This window comes from Autumnicola tepida, assembly GCF_031846485.1.
Lineage (GTDB): Bacteria > Bacteroidota > Bacteroidia > Flavobacteriales > Flavobacteriaceae > Autumnicola > Autumnicola tepida.
The window spans coordinates 41,057-59,490 of record NZ_JAVRHQ010000009.1; the positions used below are offsets into that span (position 1 = coordinate 41,057).

The 18,434-nt window shown below is 41.4% G+C and carries 18 protein-coding genes and 1 tRNA gene; 11 read left to right on the forward strand and 8 right to left on the reverse strand.

Annotated features, from left to right (window positions below):
• The first annotated feature begins 96 nt into the window (after window positions 1-96).
• Window positions 97-1,983 (forward strand): molecular chaperone HtpG, encoded by a 1,887-nt coding sequence (htpG, locus tag RM553_RS09005; protein ID WP_311534590.1) that lies wholly within the window; start codon window positions 97-99, stop codon window positions 1,981-1,983.
• Between the two features lie 102 nt (window positions 1,984-2,085).
• Here the strand turns inward: htpG and RM553_RS09010 are convergent, their stop codons facing one another.
• Window positions 2,086-4,317: a tetratricopeptide repeat-containing hybrid sensor histidine kinase/response regulator gene (locus RM553_RS09010; protein ID WP_311534591.1), complete on the reverse strand. Its 2,232-nt coding sequence runs from the start codon at window positions 4,315-4,317 to the stop codon at window positions 2,086-2,088.
• 142 nt (window positions 4,318-4,459) lie between these two features.
• On the opposite strand from RM553_RS09010, the gene RM553_RS09015 reads away from it, so the two are divergent.
• Together RM553_RS09015 and RM553_RS09020 are read left to right on the forward strand one after the other, a co-directional pair.
• Window positions 4,460-4,819 (forward strand): DoxX family protein, encoded by a 360-nt coding sequence (locus RM553_RS09015; RefSeq protein WP_311534592.1) that lies wholly within the window; start codon window positions 4,460-4,462, stop codon window positions 4,817-4,819.
• A gap of 1 nt (window position 4,820) precedes the next feature.
• Window positions 4,821-5,405 (forward strand): alpha-ketoglutarate-dependent dioxygenase AlkB family protein, encoded by a 585-nt coding sequence (locus RM553_RS09020; protein ID WP_311534593.1) that lies wholly within the window; start codon window positions 4,821-4,823, stop codon window positions 5,403-5,405.
• A 2-nt stretch (window positions 5,406-5,407) separates the two neighbouring features.
• Here the strand turns inward: RM553_RS09020 and RM553_RS09025 are convergent, their stop codons facing one another.
• On the reverse strand, window positions 5,408-6,190 hold the full coding sequence (locus RM553_RS09025; RefSeq protein WP_311534594.1) for a S1/P1 nuclease: 783 nt from the start codon (window positions 6,188-6,190) through the stop codon (window positions 5,408-5,410).
• 125 nt (window positions 6,191-6,315) lie between these two features.
• Here RM553_RS09025 and RM553_RS09030 point away from each other — a divergent pair, with 125 nt between their 5' ends.
• From RM553_RS09030 to mqo, 7 genes are all read left to right on the forward strand, one after another.
• Window positions 6,316-7,176 (forward strand): SPFH domain-containing protein, encoded by an 861-nt coding sequence (locus RM553_RS09030; protein ID WP_311534595.1) that lies wholly within the window; start codon window positions 6,316-6,318, stop codon window positions 7,174-7,176.
• A 23-nt stretch (window positions 7,177-7,199) separates the two neighbouring features.
• Window positions 7,200-8,132, forward strand: a complete 933-nt coding sequence (locus tag RM553_RS09035; RefSeq protein WP_311534596.1) for an alpha/beta hydrolase — start codon at window positions 7,200-7,202, stop codon at window positions 8,130-8,132.
• Complete coding sequence (locus RM553_RS09040) at window positions 8,132-8,299, forward strand: type II toxin-antitoxin system antitoxin (protein ID WP_311534597.1); 168 nt, start codon at window positions 8,132-8,134, stop codon at window positions 8,297-8,299. The genes RM553_RS09035 and RM553_RS09040 overlap by 1 nt, the downstream gene beginning before the upstream one ends.
• Window positions 8,300-9,118, forward strand: coding sequence for an HAD family hydrolase (locus RM553_RS09045; protein WP_311534598.1), 819 nt, complete (start codon window positions 8,300-8,302; stop codon window positions 9,116-9,118).
• A gap of 66 nt (window positions 9,119-9,184) precedes the next feature.
• Window positions 9,185-10,450 (forward strand): DUF819 family protein, encoded by a 1,266-nt coding sequence (locus RM553_RS09050; RefSeq protein ID WP_311534599.1) that lies wholly within the window; start codon window positions 9,185-9,187, stop codon window positions 10,448-10,450.
• 52 nt (window positions 10,451-10,502) lie between these two features.
• Complete coding sequence (locus RM553_RS09055; protein WP_311534600.1) at window positions 10,503-11,252, forward strand: DUF4369 domain-containing protein; 750 nt, start codon at window positions 10,503-10,505, stop codon at window positions 11,250-11,252.
• Window positions 11,253-11,354: 102 nt separating this feature from the next.
• Entirely contained in the window at window positions 11,355-12,860 is a 1,506-nt protein-coding gene (gene mqo, locus RM553_RS09060) for a malate dehydrogenase (quinone) (RefSeq protein WP_311534601.1), read from the forward strand.
• Between the two features lie 254 nt (window positions 12,861-13,114).
• Here mqo and RM553_RS09065 read toward each other — a convergent pair.
• The 6 genes from RM553_RS09065 to RM553_RS09090 all read right to left on the reverse strand — a co-directional run bounded on the left by RM553_RS09065 (window position 13,115) and on the right by RM553_RS09090 (window position 16,782).
• Window positions 13,115-13,188: transfer RNA gene (locus tag RM553_RS09065), tRNA-Thr, on the reverse strand.
• A 7-nt stretch (window positions 13,189-13,195) separates the two neighbouring features.
• On the reverse strand, window positions 13,196-13,462 hold the full coding sequence (locus RM553_RS09070; RefSeq protein WP_311534602.1) for a hypothetical protein: 267 nt from the start codon (window positions 13,460-13,462) through the stop codon (window positions 13,196-13,198).
• A 79-nt stretch (window positions 13,463-13,541) separates the two neighbouring features.
• Window positions 13,542-13,997 (reverse strand): peroxiredoxin, encoded by a 456-nt coding sequence (locus RM553_RS09075; protein WP_311534603.1) that lies wholly within the window; start codon window positions 13,995-13,997, stop codon window positions 13,542-13,544.
• 1 nt (window position 13,998) lies between these two features.
• Window positions 13,999-14,409 carry a 6-pyruvoyl trahydropterin synthase family protein gene (locus RM553_RS09080; RefSeq protein ID WP_311534604.1) on the reverse strand — a complete coding sequence of 137 codons (411 nt, stop codon included), beginning with the start codon at window positions 14,407-14,409 and terminating at the stop codon, window positions 13,999-14,001.
• Window positions 14,406-14,924, reverse strand: a complete 519-nt coding sequence (gene idi / locus RM553_RS09085) for an isopentenyl-diphosphate Delta-isomerase (protein WP_311534605.1) — start codon at window positions 14,922-14,924, stop codon at window positions 14,406-14,408. The genes RM553_RS09080 and idi overlap by 4 nt, the downstream gene beginning before the upstream one ends.
• 151 nt (window positions 14,925-15,075) lie before the next feature.
• The gene (locus RM553_RS09090) at window positions 15,076-16,782 is read right to left on the reverse strand and encodes an OmpA family protein (protein WP_311534606.1); all 1,707 of its coding nucleotides are present in this window, start codon (window positions 16,780-16,782) and stop codon (window positions 15,076-15,078) included.
• A gap of 59 nt (window positions 16,783-16,841) precedes the next feature.
• Between RM553_RS09090 and RM553_RS09095 the strand changes: the two genes are divergently transcribed.
• Entirely contained in the window at window positions 16,842-18,431 is a 1,590-nt protein-coding gene (locus RM553_RS09095) for a peptide chain release factor 3 (RefSeq protein WP_311534607.1), read from the forward strand.
• The last annotated feature ends 3 nt before the right edge of the window (window positions 18,432-18,434 follow it).

Below are 18,434 nucleotides of genomic sequence, written 5' to 3' on the forward strand. Positions count from 1 at the left end.
TACAATGCCAATCCTATGTCAGTTTGTCAGCGGCAGTTCAATGGTACTTTTTTTGACCTGTATCAAGCCAATTGAATAACATTTAAAATATACTATATGGCAACCGGAAATATTAATGTGTCTGTAGAGAACATTTTTCCTTTAATAAAGAAGTTCTTATACAGCGATCACGAAATTTTTCTAAGAGAATTAATTTCCAACGCGACAGATGCGACCCTTAAACTTAAACATCTTACCAGCATTGGAGAGGCTTCTGTGGAATACGGAAATCCTGTAATTGAAGTTAAGGTTGATAAAGAAGGGAAAAAAATTCATGTTATCGACCAGGGGATTGGGATGACCAAAGAGGAAGTGGAAAAATACATTAACGAAGTTGCTTTCTCTGGTGCGGAAGAATTCCTTGAAAAATACAAGGATTCAGCTAAAGATAGTGGCATTATTGGCCATTTTGGCCTTGGTTTCTACTCCGCTTTTATGGTAGCTCACAAGGTGGAAATTATTACGAAATCTTACAAAGACGAACCGGCAGCTCACTGGATTTGTGAAGGAACCACAAAATTCACCTTAGAAGAAGCAGATAAGCAGGAACGGGGAACAGAAATTATCCTTCATATTAATGAAGACGATGAAGAATTCCTTGAAGAAAACCGCATTGAGGAATTATTGGTGAAGTATAACAAATTTATGCCCATCCCAATTAAATTCGGAACAAAAGAAGAAACGCTTCCGCTTCCTGAAGACGCGCCGGAAGATGCAAAACCGGAAACAAAGACCGTTGATAACATCATCAACAACCCCGAGCCGGCATGGACCAAACAACCAACAGATCTTGAGGAAAAAGATTATAAAGAGTTCTACCGTGAACTCTACCCAATGCAGTTCGAGGAGCCTTTGTTCCATATTCACCTTAATGTAGATTATCCTTTTAACCTTACCGGAATTCTTTACTTCCCAAAGATGACGCAGGATATGAATATCCAGCGGGATAAAATTCAGCTATATCAAAACCAGGTTTTTGTGACCGATAATGTTGAAGGAATTGTTCCTGAATTTTTAACCATGCTGCGTGGGGTTATCGATTCTCCCGACATTCCGTTAAATGTCTCCCGTTCTTACCTCCAGGCAGATTCTTCTGTAAAGAAAATTTCCAGTTACATCACCAGAAAAGTGGCTGATAAACTGAAAACTCTTTTCAACAACAACCGGGAAGATTTTGAGAAAAAATGGAACGACATAAAGATCGTTATTGAATACGGAATGCTTTCCGAAGAAAAATTCTTTGACAAGGCTCAAAAATTTGCCCTTTATCCTACCGTAGATGGTGATTTCTTTACTTTTGAGGAGCTGGAGGCAAAAATCAAGGAAAACCAAACAGATAAAGACGGAAATATGGTGGTGCTTTATGCCTCTAACCAGGACGAGCAGCACAGCTATATACAGGCGGCCAAAGATAAAGGTTACCAGGTATTGCTTCTTGATTCCCCTATTGTTTCCCACTTACTTCAAAAACTGGAAACTTCTAAAGAGAAAATTTCCTTTGTACGTGTGGATTCCGACCACGTGAACAACCTTATCAAAAAAGATGATGAAAACATTTCTAAACTTTCAGATGAAGAAAAAGAAAAGCTGAAAGCTGATTTTGAAAAAGTTGTTTCGAAGGAAAAATACACCGTACAACTGGAAGCTATGGATAGCGATGCAGCGCCGCTCATAATTACCCAGCCGGAATTTATGCGCCGCATGAAAGAAATGCAGCAAACCGGAGGTGGCGGAATGTTTGGAATGGGCAATATGCCAGAAATGTACAACCTGGTGGTGAATACCAATCACCCGCTGGTTTCTGAAATTCTAAACACCAAGACAGAGAAGAAACAGGAACGCCTAATTAAGCAATCGCTGGATTTGGCAAGGCTGTCTCAAAACCTTTTAAAAGGAGAAGAACTTACAGCATTTATCAAACGTAGTTTTGATATGGTGAAGTAAACTGTATAGATCTATTCAACAAAACAGCCGTACCTGACCTGGTACGGCTGTTTTTTTATCTATTATTACTAAGAATAGTTGCCCAGGATGCTAAAAAAGAGTCTAGAGCTCACAAGGAATTTTTCTACCACTCATATTCCTGTAAATAATCTGGTAAAACTGCTGGACATCGTATGGCTTCACGATAATATCATCCATTCCGGCATTATAAATTTTCTCCCGCATTTCATCCACTTCCACGGCGGTAAGCGCGACCACAGGAACTTTAGTATTGCTTTCCCTGATCTTCTTTGTAGCTTCAAGCCCACCCATGCCAGGCATATTGAGGTCCATTAGCACAAGGTCGAAGTTCGTTTCCTGAAGTTTTTCGATAGCCTCCTCCCCGCTTCCGGCAACATCACATTCAAAATTTTCCTTTTTAAGGATCTTGGTGGTCACTACCTGGTTTATATGGTTATCATCTACAATAAGAATTTTTTTAGGATGCAGGCTATCTTCATATTCTTTAAAACTGGACTTCACCTCTTCATTTCTTGCCGTTTCCCTCCTGTCCTTATCTTTTTCAAACGGAATAACAAAACTAAAGGTACTGCCTTTGCCCTCTTCACTTTTCAGCTTAATTTCAGAATCATGCAATTCCAGTAGTTTCTTCACTATAGGCAGGCCTAAGCCGGTTCCCTGGTAGCTATAATTGGTGGTGCTTACCTGGGAGAATTCTTCAAAAATAGTTTTTTGCTTGTTTTCAGGAATTCCTATTCCATCATCTTTAACTTCAAAGTAAATTATATAATTTTCATCTACAACCTTTCTTAAGCGTGCGCTAATGTAGATATTACCTCTTTCTGTGAACTTCACAGCGTTGCCAACCAGGTTCATCATAATTTGCGAAAGCCGCACAGGATCACCCATAAGGTAAGACGGAATGTCTTTATCTACATCTACATGAATTTTATTGTTGTTCTGGACCCTGGAGAATTCAAAGGTATTCAGAACACTGGTCATTAAATCCTGAAGATGGAAAGAAACCTTTTCCAGCCTAAGCTGCTTCGATTCCATCTTGTTCATTTGCAGCACATCATTGATGAGCGCCAAAAGATAATCGGCTGAAAATTTTAGAGATTTAAGATCGCTTTCATGCTTTTTAAGACTTTCATCCTCGAGCAACAGAGATGTAAGGCCAATTACGCCATATAATGGGGTTCGAATTTCATGGCTGACAGTAGAAAAAAACTGTGTTTTTAACCTGGCCAGCCTTTCTGCCTCATCCTTGGAATCCCTAAGTTCCTTATTTTTATGCTTTAGTTCCTGAATAAGCTTTGTCCTGTCCCGGTTTATCTTGTTAAGGCTGAAAAGGATAATCACCAGGATTATAGAAGAAACCAACATTATAAATATCTTTTCGTTGGATTTCTTTATTATTTGTGCCTGGTATTCCTGCTCCTTTTCAGCTAATTTAAGGTTGTTCTGAAACTCGTTATTATCAAACTGGGCATTGGCGATTTCAACCTGCCGCAAGCGCTCCTGTTCAAAAACCTCAGAATTATATTCTTCATACTTATCAAGGGCCAGATAAGCATCTTCATATTTTTCCAGGCTAAAAAGAACCTTTGCATATTCCTTATAGGCCAGGGAAGCTTCAATAAGATAGTTTTCATCTTCAGCATTGGCTATGGCCTCTTTTAAAAATTTTTCCGCTTTTTCCAACTCATTGACTTCTGCGTGGTAACGCCCGGTCAAATAATTAAGCTGTGAAAGCAGGTATTTATCATCCTTGTGAATCTCTTCCACTATTTCCCAGGCTTCTTCCAGGTAAGGCTTTGCCCTGGAGGGCGCATCATTATCAAGGTAAGTCCAGGCAATATTTACGGTAGGATAAAGAACTTCAATTTTACTGTTCAGCTTTTTAGCCAGTGCTATAGCCTTGTTATAGTAATCTATACCGGTTTGTTTGGTTTTTTTATCTTCAGAATAAATATTTCCCAGGTTATTGTTTGCCCATAGAACAAGGGTATCATTCCTGGATTTTACGGCATATTCCAAAGCTTCTTCATAATTTTCCCTTGCTCTTATGGTGTCTTTAAGATCAGAATAACTGGCCCCAAGCATGTTATAGGCATGAAAAATATAGCTGTTATTATCCCTTAGCCTGGCCTCTTCTATAAGATTCCTTGCCTGAATAATGGCTTCTTTATAATCGTACTTTTCTATGGAATTACTGGAAATGTTATAGAGTGAATCCAGCTGGGCATCGAAACAGGGATCTTTTTGCGCTAAACCACCAACCGGGATGAAAGTGATAAAAAGCAGTAAAAACAGTAAATAACTTTTCTTCAAGTGGTTATAGGCTTAAGTCAACAATCTAAGGGCTGCGAAATGTAGTTCATTTAAGCAAAATACGCAAGCTATTGTAGCTAAACGATTACAAAAGCTTATATTTCCGGCAACAATTAATGTTTTTTAACTAAAATTTAGGCACATGCAATACCCCTGGCACCTTTATGTTATGGCAATTATTTACATTCTTGCAGGGGTAAATCATTTTTTAAAACCAAAAATGTATATGCGCATTATGCCGCCATATCTACCCGCGCATAAATCTTTGGTTCATCTAAGTGGAATTGCAGAAATTCTTCTTGGCGCTGGCGTGTGTTTTGAGGAAACAAAAAACCTGGCCATCTATTTGCTCATTTTAATGCTGATCGTTTTCCTGCTGGTCCATTTTTACATGCTTTCTTCTGAAAAAGCAGGCGCCGGAATTCCAAAATGGATCCTTACATTAAGAATTCCGCTGCAATTCTTTTTAATGTGGTGGGCCTGGAACTATCTCAAATATTAAGATGATGAATATTGAAACTCCAAACTTGCCAGATGCTGAAATTCTTTATTTCCCTGATTTTTTTTCTGAAACTGAAGCAGATCTTTATTCGGAAAGAATTCTGAAGGATACCGCATGGCGGCAGGATAAAATCAAAATCTTCGGAAAAGAGATGCTGCAACCAAGGCTTACTGCCCTTTTTGCTGAAAACACCAAATCCTACACCTATTCCGGACTAACTATGCATCCTGAAGCTTTTCCTGAAGTATTACTGGAAATTAAACAAGCGGTGGAAAAGGTTTCAGAGGTACGCTTTACCGCCTGCCTCCTGAATTTGTACCGCAATGGCCGGGACAGTATGGGCTGGCATGCAGACGACGAGAAAGAACTGGGCCGGAATCCGGAGATTGCCTCGGTGAGTTTTGGTGCCGAAAGGATCTTTCATCTAAAACATAAAAAGAAAAATGCCAGATTCAAACTAAAGCTTGAAAATGGCAGTTTATTAATAATGAAAGGTTCTACCCAGCATTTCTGGAAACACCAGCTCCCAAAAACAAAAATGGAAATTGGACACAGGATTAACCTTACCTTCAGAAAAATTGATTAGGCTTAGCCGTAAATATCGTTAAGGACTTTGGCCAGGCGCAGCCCTCCTTTTTGAAGCTGCTCCAGTACCATCGGGAAACGCTCGTACATGTACTCGTAGCCAAGTTTTTCACCGTTATCTACAGAGGCATAAAGAGTATCTGCCAAATCCCTGGATTCATAAACCCAGTCTAAAAGACTTCCGGACTTTATTTTTTCCATTTCTTCTTTGGAAAGATCTTTGGTGTTCTCTGCCAGCTCGGTATAACTCATCTGGAAAGAATCGATCATATCGCTGTCCCAAACCCGGTGAATATTGGAACCTTCCCCAAACCACCTTACCTGGATATCATTCCCGCCTTTGTCTGCACTCCTGCCCGCGTGAAAAGGCTGATGCAAATCCCCCATAAAATGCACCAGCATTTTAAGGTAAAACTGCTTCTCTTCCTTTGGAGCACTGTTATCTTTTAAAACCGAAATACATTTCCTAATAGCCTGTACCAGATCGCCTTTAGGATTGGCCTTTTCAGGCATATATTTTTCATCTTCAAGATCTATGTTCACATAGTGCCAGGGGCCGTACTTCCTGAATTCAGGGTCGCTTTTAATATCATCGGCATAATTTGCCACAAATGCAAGGCTTCTTCCATTCAGCAGCTCTTCAATATTACGCTTTGCTTTTTTGGTGAGATAGGACTCCGCGATTTCCGCAGTAGCCCGGTGGCCCGTTTTTCCCCAGTCTTCATTATTCGCAAGGGTGGTGTTCATAATCAAGACCGAAAATAATAGTATTAAAGATTGTTTCATCTGTTTTTGCGATTTTCGGCAAAGATAAGGAAGCAATATAAATTAATTGTTAAACTTTTAAACCGGCATCTTTTAATTCAATATATTTATGATATTATATTAATATCAACCTAACAACTTCAGTCATGACACAGGAAAAAGATTTAAAGCCTTCCAACGGCTATCTCATGCTATTTCTTTTTATTATTCTTTTCTTCGGAAGCATTATCGGTTTTATTGTAATGCCCAGGATATGGTTTGGCTTTGCATTTCTCATTTCCATTATTATCCTCCCGGGCCTTATCCTGGTAAATCCAAATGAATCGAGGGTGCTGCTTCTTTTTGGGGATTATAAAGGAACAGTGAAGAAAAACGGACTTTTTTGGGTAAACCCACTTTACACAAAAAAGAAAATTTCCTTACGGGCAAGAAATTTTGACAGCGAACGGCTGAAGGTGAACGATAAGCTGGGAAATCCCGTAATGATAAGCACAATTCTTGTGTGGCGGGTACGGGATACCTTTAAAGCTTCTTTTGATGTTGATAACTTTGAAAATTTTGTGGTAGTGCAAACCGATGCTGCCGTAAGAAAACTGGCCAGTTTATATCCCTACGATAATTTTGCAGATGAAGGCCTGGATGAAGATATAACCCTTCGCTCCAGCGTAAATGAGGTTAGCGATGCCCTGGAAAAAGAGCTTGAAGAAAGGCTGGATATTGCCGGGATAGAAGTCCTGGAAGCAAGGATTGGCTACCTGGCCTATGCCAACGAAATTGCCAGCGCCATGCTTAAAAGGCAACAGGCAACTGCCATTGTTGCCGCCAGGCATAAAATTGTTGAAGGTGCGGTAAGTATGGTAGAGATGGCGCTATCAGAGCTAAGCAGGAAACAAATCGTTGAGCTGGACGATGAGCGGCGCACTGCCATGGTGAGTAACTTAATGGTTATTTTGTGCGGGGACAGGGATGCCAGCCCTATTGTGAATGCCGGCACTTTAAACCATTAATTACAGAAATTAAAAACATCTTTATGATAAAGAAAACTGCAATTTTTATCCTGATGATTTTCGCTCAGACAGGCTGGGCTCAGGAGTTATTCAAAGAAGAGGAAATAGCAATTAACCCTGTAATTGATGGTACCCTCACTGTACCAGTAGAAGGCCAGGCTTCTTCCCTGGTGATCCTGATTGCCGGCTCGGGATCAACAGACCGCAACTGTAACCAGCCCATGATGAAAAACGACGCCCTTAAGAAGACAGCGCATGAGTTAGCTGAAAATGGCATCGCAACATTTAGGTATGATAAACGCATTTTAAAAATGAGCCGTGCGCAAATGAAGGATGAAGATATTCGTTTTGATGATTTTGTGGAAGACGCTGAAGCAATCCTGGATTACTTCAACGGTAAATTTGATCATCTGGTTGTAGCGGGGCACAGCCAGGGTTCACTTGTAGGGATGTTGGCCGCAAAGGACAAAGCAGATGCTTTTATTTCCATTGCCGGTGCCGGCCAAAGTATAGACAAAATTCTTGTGGAACAGATAGGGAAACAAATGCCGCAACTAAAGGAAAATATGCAAACTGCTTTTCAGGAAATAAAAGAAAACGGCAGCACCAGCAATTATCACCCGCTCCTGGAATCTATCTTCAGTCCCGGGCTGCAACCATTCCTGGCTTCCTGGATCAAGTACAATCCTGCTGTGGAAATTGCAGAACTTGATATTCCCGTACTCATTATAAATGGCACTGCAGATATCCAGATTTCTGAAGAAGAAGCTAAAATTCTACACCAGGCATTACCTTCTTCAGAATTAGTGATAATTGAAAATATGAACCACATCTTCAGGGAAATAAAAGAAGAAGATAACCTCTTTAACTTCAAGACTTATAATGAGCCGCAACGGCCGCTTCACCCGGAATTTATCCCTGCTATCACCGCTTTTGTAAAATCAGTAGAACAGTAATGGGTAAAAAGAAAGCATTCGCGCTACGGGTAAATGAAGAGATGCTGAAGGCTATTGAAAAATGGGCTGCTGATGAATTCAGGAGTACCAATGGCCAGATTGAATGGATGCTGAACAAAACTTTAAAAGAAGCAAACAGAGAACCTAAAACCGAAAAAAAAGAATAAATGCCTTACAAGATTATATTTTCAGATATAGACGGAACCCTTCTCAATTCAAAAAGGGTCCTTTCTGACCATACGATTAAAACCATACAGGAAATTAGCGATAAAATTCCTTTTGTACTGATTTCAGCAAGAATGCCAAAGGCCATGCACCACCTTCAGGACGACCTCAACATTAAACATTATCCTATTATTGCTTATAATGGCGGACTGGTTATGGTGGGAGACAAAGCCATCAGCTCTACCACCATTCCTATAGAAACTGTTGAAAAACTCTACGAATTCAACAGCAAGTTTAATTGCCATCTCAGCCTTTATCATGAAGATGAATGGTACGTTCCGCAGATTGATAAATGGGCACAACGGGAAGAGGAAAACACAAAAGTGGCACCTGAAGTAAAATCCAATGCTGAAGTCATCGAAAAATGGGAAAAAGAAGGTAAAGGCGCACACAAAATAATGGCAATGGGCGCTGAAGAAGATATTGACGAAATCAGGGATTTCCTGAGTAAAGAATTTCCGGAAGAGCTTCATTTATACCGTTCAAAACGTACCTATCTGGAAATTGCAAATAAGAAGATTTCCAAATTCAGTGCTATTCAGTTACTGCTCCGGGAACACTATCAAATAGATGTTAAAGATTGCGTGGCCTTTGGAGATAATTATAATGATGTGGAAATGATAAAAGGCGTGGGAATGGGAGTAGCTGTGGCCAATGCCAGGGACGAGGTGCTGCAAGTTGCCAATAACGTAACCCATGCAGGAATTGAGGACGGGGTCGCAAAAAGTTTAAGGGAGCTTTTTAAACTGGAAAATTCCTAGTACGAGGATTATCTAAAAAAGTTTCTTAAAAATTGTATTTTGCCCCCGCAACTACAATTTATTTTTATGGAAGATTTACCCGTTTTTACCAATGATGCGATTGTTTTCGGATTATTAATGATTGCCCTTGGATTTGTATTTTACACTTCCTCCCAAAAATCGGGTTTCTGGAAAAAATTCTATGCGGTAGTACCGGCTTTGCTTATGTGCTACCTTATTCCGGCGATTTTTAATTCCCTGGGATTAATAGACGATTCCACCTCCAATCTTTATTTTGTGGCCAGCCGTTATATGCTGCCAGCGGCGCTGGTATTAATGACGCTCAGCATAGATTTAAAAGCGATTTTTAACCTTGGGCCAAAGGCTTTAATCATGTTCTTTGCCGGGACTTTAGGGATTATCCTTGGTGGTCCTGTGGCGATATTATTAATTTCTGCTGTTTCCCCGGAAACCGTTGGCGGCATGGGCCCCGATGCCATCTGGCGGGGACTCTCCACTATTGCGGGAAGCTGGATAGGCGGTGGTGCCAACCAGGCCGCCATGCTGGAAATTTACGAATACAACCCTGAACTTTATGGTGGGATGGTACTGGTTGATATTATTGTGGCCAACCTCTGGATGGCCATTGTTCTTATGGGAATTGGCAAAAATGAAAAAATAGACAACTGGTTAAAGGCTGATAATTCTGCGATAGAAGAATTGAAGACCAAGGTTTCCAATTATGCCGCAAGCGTAACGCGCAATCCCTCCCTTGCAGATTTGATGATTTTACTCTCCCTTGCATTTGGCGCGGTAGGTTTTGCCCATTGGGGAGCAGATGGGATTTCGGCATTTCTTTCTGCTAATTTTGAAGTTTTCACCGACCCTAAAAGTGCCCTGTCCTCCTTTTCTTCAGATTTCTTCTGGATGATCACCATTGCCACTGCAATTGGGATTTTCCTCTCTTTTACGAGGTTCAAATCTTACGAAGGCGCGGGGGCGAGTAAACTGGGGAGTGTTTTTATTTATATCCTGGTGGCCACGATAGGGATGAAAATGGATTTGGGCAGCGTTCTGGACAATCCGGGATTAATTGCCATTGGCCTGGTATGGATCCTAATTCATGTAATTGTATTGTTAATTACCGCCAAACTTATCAAAGCCCCATATTTTTTTCTTGCGGTGGGCAGCCAGGCCAATGTGGGCGGAGCCGCTTCTGCGCCCGTTGTAGCCGCGGCCTTTCATCCATCGTTAGCCACAGTTGGTGTGCTTCTTGCCGTATTTGGATATGTGGTGGGAACTTATGGTGCAATTTTGTGTACAATTTTAATGCAAATGGCTTCCGCGGGTTAGATAAAAATGAAAAATTATAAGATATTTGCGCTCCAAAAATTATATTGATCAGATGAAAAAACTTGGCCTTCTTTTATTATTTATGATTAGCCTTTCCGCTTGTTCCGAAAAGGAAAGCAATCTGGTGGTCAACGGAAATATTAAAGGACTTAAAAAAGGTACGGTTTTCCTTCAGAAGATCGAAGATACTGCCCTGGTGAACGTTGATTCTGTACAAATTGACGGAGACCCTCAGTTTGTTCTGGAAACCTATATCGATAGTCCGCAGATGATGTATTTGTACCTGGAAAAGGTAGATAATTCAGAGTATGACGACCGGCTGGATTTTTTCGCTGATAAAGGCCAGGTAAATATTACCACAAGCCTTGAAAAATTTGAAACCGCTGCAAAAATTGTTGGTTCCAAAAACCAGGAAAAGCTGATGGAATACCGCAAAATGATGAAGCGTTTTAATGACAGTAACCTGGACCTGATAAAAGCCAATTTTGAGGCGCAACAGGCACAGGACGAGGAAAAGCTTATGGAAATAGACCAGCAATATGATAAACTTCTCAGGAGGAAATACCTTTACACTGTAAATTTTGCCATAAACAATAAAGACCTGGAAATCGCTCCATATCTGGCCCTTTCAGAAGTTTTTGATGCCAATATCAAGTACCTGGACACCATCTACAATTCCCTGGATAAAAGGGTAAAAAAATCCATGTATGGTGAAGATTTAAAGCGCTTCCTGAAAGAAAGAAGAAAAGAAGAGCAACTTCAGGAAGAAGTTGAGGAAGAATACGCTGAAGAGAATTCCTGATCAGCTTTTCTTTCACAGGTTTATCCTCTCCCTGCTATAGCTTTTAATATTTCTTTAAACCAATTGGCCTGTCATTTCCCTAAATTTGGGAAAAGACAGGCTATGACTTCCAATATTACCACTGAGAAAGATTATGATCTTATCTGTATAGGCGGCGGGATTATGAGTGCCACCCTCTCGCTTATGCTGAAAATGATCGAACCAGACAGCAAAATTGTTATTTTCGAAAGGCTTGAAAAAGTAGCCGAAGAAAGTTCTGAAGCCTGGAACAACGCAGGAACAGGACATTCCGCTTTATGTGAGCTAAACTATACTCCTGAACGTGAAGACGGGAGCATAGACATTTCTAAAGCCATTAAAATTTTTGAACAATTTGAAACCACCAAACAATTCTGGTCTCACCTTGTGCAAAAAGGCTTAATACAGGATCCAAAGAATTTTCTCAGATCGGTTCCCCACCATAGTTGGGTGCGGGGCGAGGATGATGTGGAATTTCTTAGAAAGAGGTTTGAAGCCATGAAATCCCACCCTCTTTTTAAAACCATGCAATTTTCTGAAGATTTCCCAACCCTGCGCAAGTGGTTTCCACTTATTATGAAGGACCGCAGCGAAGACGAAAAACTAGCCGCGACAAGAATGGAAATTGGTACAGAAGTGAATTTTGGAAAACTTACCGAATACTACTACAAAATCCTCGAAACCGAATTTGATGTACCGGTACTGCGAAATCATGAGGTTTTAGATGTAGATCCAGATGAAGAACTGGAATGGACGGTGGAAGTCAAAGATTTAAATTCCGGAGAGAAAAAGTATTACGACGGGATCCATGTTTTTATTGGTGCAGGTGGGGGTGCTTTGCCGCTTTTACAAAAAGTGGAAATTAAAGAAAAGTCAGGCTATGGTGGTTTTCCCGTAAGCGGTCAATGGCTTTTCTGTAAAAATCCGGAAGTAATTAAAGAACACAATGCCAAAGTATACAGCAAAGCCGGGCCAGATGCGCCTCCTATGTCTACCCCCCATCTGGACACAAGGTACATCAATGGCAAAAAGGAATTGCTGTTTGGGCCATTCGCAGGTTTTAGCACTAAATTTCTTAAAGAAGGATCAAAAATGGACCTCCCAAAATCTATAAGACTGGATAATATCCCTTCTATGTGGGGCGTGTTCTGGCATAATTTACCACTTACCAAATACCTTATCAAACAGGTTACTATGGGGCACAAAGAGCGCATGGAAGATTTGCGGGTATTTGTAAAGGAAGCAAAATCGGAGGACTGGGAGCTACGCATCGCCGGCCAAAGGGTCCAGATCATTAAAAGGGACAAAAAAGAAGGCGGAGTTCTGGAATTTGGGACGGACGTAGTACATAGCAACGATGGAACAGTAACCGCTCTACTTGGCGCATCTCCGGGGGCTTCAGTAGCCGTGCCTATTATGATAGATGTCTTGAAAATTGCCTTTCCTGAAAAAATAAAATCGGAGGCCTGGAAAAAGAAACTTAGCGAAATGATCCCGATGTGGGACAGGAATATTCAGGACCACCTGGAGGAATTTAAAAAGGTTCAGGCAAATTCTTCTGAAAAATTGAAACTTGAGGTATTGCACTAGGAATAGAGAAGTTGACCGAATTATAGTCCTACAGGTTTTAAAAACCTGTGAGGTCTTTTTTCCAAGAGCCGAAGGCTTCCCATCCCAAATAATAATTAAAAAAAACCTCTGCTAAACGGAAAGGTTCCAAACAAGAGCCGATAGAGGGACTCCCTTCGACTTCGGCTGCAAAAACTGCCTTCGCTCAGGATAAACTTCTCGTCCCTTTCAAATTTCCATAAAAAAACCTCTCAAAATGAGAGGTTTTAACCAAGAGCCGATAGAGGGACTCGAACCCACGACCTGCTGATTACAAATCAGCTGCTCTAGCCAGCTGAGCTACATCGGCAAAAAAATTATAAAGCGTTTACTTTTTCTACTAAAGCTTCAGCTTTGGTTTCAAATTCTTTATTTACTTCTTTAAAATGTTGTTTTTTATTCTCAACATTTCTTTTATTGATCTTTGCTATCAACTCGTCAAAGGTCGCTATCGCCTCATCAACAATAGCTTCAGATTTTGCAGGATCTTCCTTAGGATTTGCAGCCTGGTGAAGGTATGCCGCGTCAATAATATCCCCCAGCACATTGTTCACATCCCTTTTTAAAACTCTTTTACTTGCCATAACAATCAAATTTCCGGCTGCGAATTTAATCTATTTTTCATTACGCGCCGAAAAAGTAAATCAGAAATTTTTAAAAATTTTATTTCATCTTCTCCAGGGCAGTCAGAGCTTCGGGGATATGCCTCGTGGCATTCATACTGTTAAACCTGTATTTTAGCATTCCCTGCATATCAAAAACAAAGGTTTCCCTACCGGGAACCATCCCTAAAAGGTTTGGCTTCACTCCAAACAGCTCCCTTGCCTTCTTATCTTTATCTGAAAGCATGATAAAAGGCAGGTCGTATTTCTCTATAAACTTCGCATGTGAGCCTTCAGAATCTGAGCTTATTCCTATAACCTCTGCCCCCAGTTTTTTAAACTCTTCGTACTGATCGCGAAAAGAACAGGCTTGTTTGGTACAGCCGGGAGTAAAATCCTTGGGATAAAAATAAACCACAAACGGCTGTACTCCTTTTAAAGAGGAAAAATCGAATATTTTCCCATGCTGGTCCTTCAGCTCAATATCGGGTATGCTGTCTCCAATCTTTAATGCCATTTTATTCGCCTTTATAGGTTACGAAATTACGCGGGGTCTCATAGAGGGTAACGGCAAGTTCCAGGTTTTCCCTAAGTTCCTTTCGCAGTTTTTTCCAGATCACCACCGCGATATTTTCAGCCGTGGGGTTCAAGTGTTTAAATTCCTCTACCTCTACATTAAGATTTTTGTGGTCAAAAGCCTGCTCCACCTTTTCATAAATTAAATCTTTCAGGATTTTGAGGTCCATCACAAACCCGGTTTCGGGATCTACCTCTCCTGTAACAGATACGGTAAGTTCATAATTATGCCCATGATAATTGGGATTGCTGCATTTGCCAAAAACCGCTTCGTTCCGGGCATCGCCCCATTCCTTTTTAAAAAGCCGGTGCGCCGCATTAAAATGTGCTTTTCTATGTACGGTTAACCTCATGCCTTTATGTGGGAATAGTATTTATCAAAAATAATTTTAAACCATTCGGTATAAATATCGGGATTCTGTTTCATATCTTCTTCAACATCTTCCAGGGAGATCCATTTCCAGTCGGCTACCTCATCAGGATTTAAATCAGGCTGCCCTTCAAACTGGCCCACAAGAATGTGGTCAAATTCATGTTCAGTAAGGCCATTATCAAAAGGAGCCTTATAAATAAAAGAAATAGTGTCCTTCAAATCTGTAGAGAAACCCATTTCTTCCTGTAATCTTCTTTTTCCCGCTTCAATGTTGGTTTCCCCTTCCCGCTGGTGGCTACAGCAGGTATTGGTCCATAATCCCGGCGAATGGTATTTGGTAAGGGCTCGCTGCTGGATCATGAGCTCGTTCTTATCATTAAAAACAAATACTGAAAATGCCCTGTGCAGCAGCGCTTTTTCATGAGCCTCAATTTTTTCCATCAGGCCTATTTGTTCATCTGCTTCGTTGACTAATATTACCTTTTCCTTTGTCATTTTTTTCCCTCTGAAGGGTTTATCATCCCTGTAAAGCAGCAAATTTAAGATCAATATGCGACATAATTCCTGCTGTATCCGGGGATTTTGATTAAGAAATCAAATGTACAAAATAGGCGCTGGGTTTCCCAAATTTGTTTGCCAGCCGTATTTACTTTGTGCTTTGTTTAAGTTTAGCGGAATACACGCGGCAGTCTACAGACAATATAAATTCTGAGCGGCGGTTTACCTCATGCTTCTTCTCACTACAGGGAATCCCGTTGATACATTCGTTCAAAACTTCGGTTTCTCCATAGCCGCGGCCCGAGATCCTTTTCGCCCTTATCCCATGATTTACCAGATAGTTAATAGTGGCTTCCACACGATCTTCAGATAATTTGAGATTATAAATATCGTCTGCCCGGCAATCTGTATGGGAGCGAATGTCCAGGAGCAGCTCAGGAAATTCCTTCATGAATTTTACAATCCGGTCCAGTTCCTCTTTGGCTTCTGCCCTTATTTCAGCCTTGTCGAGATCAAAAAGGATATTTCTTAGTTGCATCAGCTTTGCCAGGTCATCCCCCACCCTGGCCGCAACAATAGATTCACCCGAAGCATTGTCTTCAAACTTAATAATATTTTCCCGGCGTTTTATTTCCGCAGCATAGAAACTCCAGTTAAAGAACGCGCGCATTGCCGCGACATTAGCTTCCTTATCGCCATAAATGCTATGCGCTGCCTGGTACATTACCAGTCCGTTATCTGGATTATCGAAGCCATGGCCATATACAACAACCGCAGCTTCTCCTTTAGTAAGTTCGGGATTATCAGGTGCCGACTCATCAACCACTATTTTCCTGGTCCCTGGCCGCCACAAATTAATAGCCTTTGGGTAAAAAACACGTTCAGATCCATTGAGATGAGCCTCATCACAACTGCCCATGTATTGTGAAACGGGATCTGCCGGCAACCTGTGGGTATAGGGCGGCGTGGCGTGGCGGTGTTCATAAAAAGGAATTAACCCGGCACTGGAAGCCCCCGCAAATCCCGAAGACAAAAAGTTGAGCTGGATTATGCCATTTTCCGTTGCTTCTGAAGGCTTCACCGGGCCCAACAGATTTTCAAGCTGACTCCCGGCATGGCAGCCTGCCCAGATCGCCCCTTTAAAATCCTGGTTCCAGTAATATAAATTTTGATGCGTGGAAAACTTTGGCTCGGCATGGGGCATTACAAAAATATCGTCGCACACCCCAAGCTCTTCAGGCGATTTCCATTGCGCACTGCTATCGCCCCCGTGAGCTTCAGCAGGGATTCCCGCAGCCTTAAAAAAAGGCAGCGCAATATTCCCATTCTGTTTATCCAGCGTCCACTTGGGGGCTATGGAAAGCGTAGTGAAAACAGGGAGGCGCAGGTTCTTATCAGAGAAATCCCCAATAACACCTTTTTTTATCCAGCTTTCGATTCGCTGCTTTACCTGCGGGTTAATGTATGAAACCGGGATCACAAAAGTGCCGCCGCGATATTGGACGCTGTCATGAACAAAATCTATCCCGTCTTTCTTCTTTTCAGGGTTTATTACCCACTTAATTTCCACCGGCTCCTTTTCCAGAAGTTCGTAAATCAATCCATAAGGCTTTAAGGCATTGCCAAAATTTTGCGGCACAATACCCATATTGATAAGGAAGGAACCTTCGGCCACCTGCTCTTCTTCATACTGGGCAAAAAACAACCAGGGCAACATCAAAAAGACAGCCATCGGCATAAGCAGTTTATTTTTGGCCCCAACAATCATAAACTTCTTTCTTAGGCTTAAGTTACGAACTTTGTGGGAAAGAGGTCTTACCGCCGGAATGCCTTTGTTCAGCAAAAGAATTTTCATTATCCGCCACATCAAAATTCCTCAAAATAATAGTACTTTTGCGCTTCAAATTACGAGGAATGAAGAGCTTTCAGAAAGAGATAAAAAGAAGACGAACTTTTGGAATTATTTCCCACCCCGATGCCGGTAAGACTACACTTACAGAAAAACTGCTGTTGTTTGGAGGAGCCATACAGGAAGCGGGCGCCGTGAAATCGAACAAGATCAAAAAAGGGGCTACCAGTGATTTTATGCAAATTGAACGCCAGCGGGGGATCTCTGTGGCTACTTCGGTACTTGCGTTTGAATATAAGGATATAAAGATCAACATCCTCGATACGCCCGGGCACAAGGATTTTGCTGAAGATACCTTCCGTACCCTTACCGCGGTAGACAGTGTGATTGTGGTGATAGATGTTGCCAAAGGGGTTGAGGAACAAACTGAAAAGCTGGTGGAAGTTTGCCGTATGCGCAATATCCCCATGATCGTTTTTATCAATAAACTGGACCGCGAAGGAAAAGATGCCTTTGAACTGCTTGATGAAATTGAGCAAAAATTAAACCTCACCGTTACCCCTTTGAGTTTCCCTATTGGTATGGGATATGATTTTAAAGGGATCTACAATATTTGGGAACAAAATGTGAATTTATTTACAGGCGACCCAAGAAAAGATATCGAGGAAACCGTTGAAATCTCTGATCTTGCTTCCGAGGAATTGGACGATCTTATAGGTAATAAACCAGCAGATACCTTACGCGAGGAACTGGAACTGGCCCAGGGAGTTTATCCTGAATTTGATAAGGAAGCTTACCTGGCCGGGAATTTACAGCCGGTTTTCTTTGGCTCTGCATTAAACAACTTTGGGGTTCGGGAATTGCTGGACTGTTTCATAAACATCGCTCCCACTCCGAGGCCTAAAGAAAGTGATGAGCGCGTGGTGGAACCAGATGAAGATAAATTTACCGGTTTCGTATTTAAGATCCATGCGAATATGGATCCCAAGCACCGTGACCGTTTGGCTTTTATTAAAATTGTCTCCGGAAAGTTTGAAAGAAACAAACCATATCTGCATGTAAGGCATAATAAAAATCTTAAGTTTTCGAGCCCAAATGCCTTTTTTGCTGAAAAAAAGGAAATTGTGGATGTTTCTTTTCCGGGCGATATCGTGGGCCTGCATGACACCGGAAACTTTAAAATCGGCGATACTCTAACTGAAGGAGAAAGCCTTATGTACCGGGGAATCCCGAGCTTTTCCCCGGAATATTTTCGCTATATCAACAATGCCGACCCTATGAAGTCAAAGCAGCTTGAAAAAGGTATAGACCAGCTGATGGATGAAGGAGTTGCACAGCTTTTCACCCTGGAACTAAATGGCCGGAAAGTGATTGGCACTGTAGGCGCACTGCAGTTTGAAGTGATCCAGTACCGCCTGGAACATGAGTACGGGGCGAAATGTACCTATGAAAATCTGAACGTTTACAAAGCCACCTGGGTAGAAGCAAAAGATCCTAAAAGTGAGGAATTCAAAGATTTTAAAAGAGTTAAAGCCAAATTTCTTGCTAAAGACAAACAGGGGCAGTTGGTATTTTTAGCCGATTCCCAATTTTCCCTGCAGATGACCCAGCAAAAATATCCAGATATCAAATTCCACTTTACTTCTGAATTTTAGAGG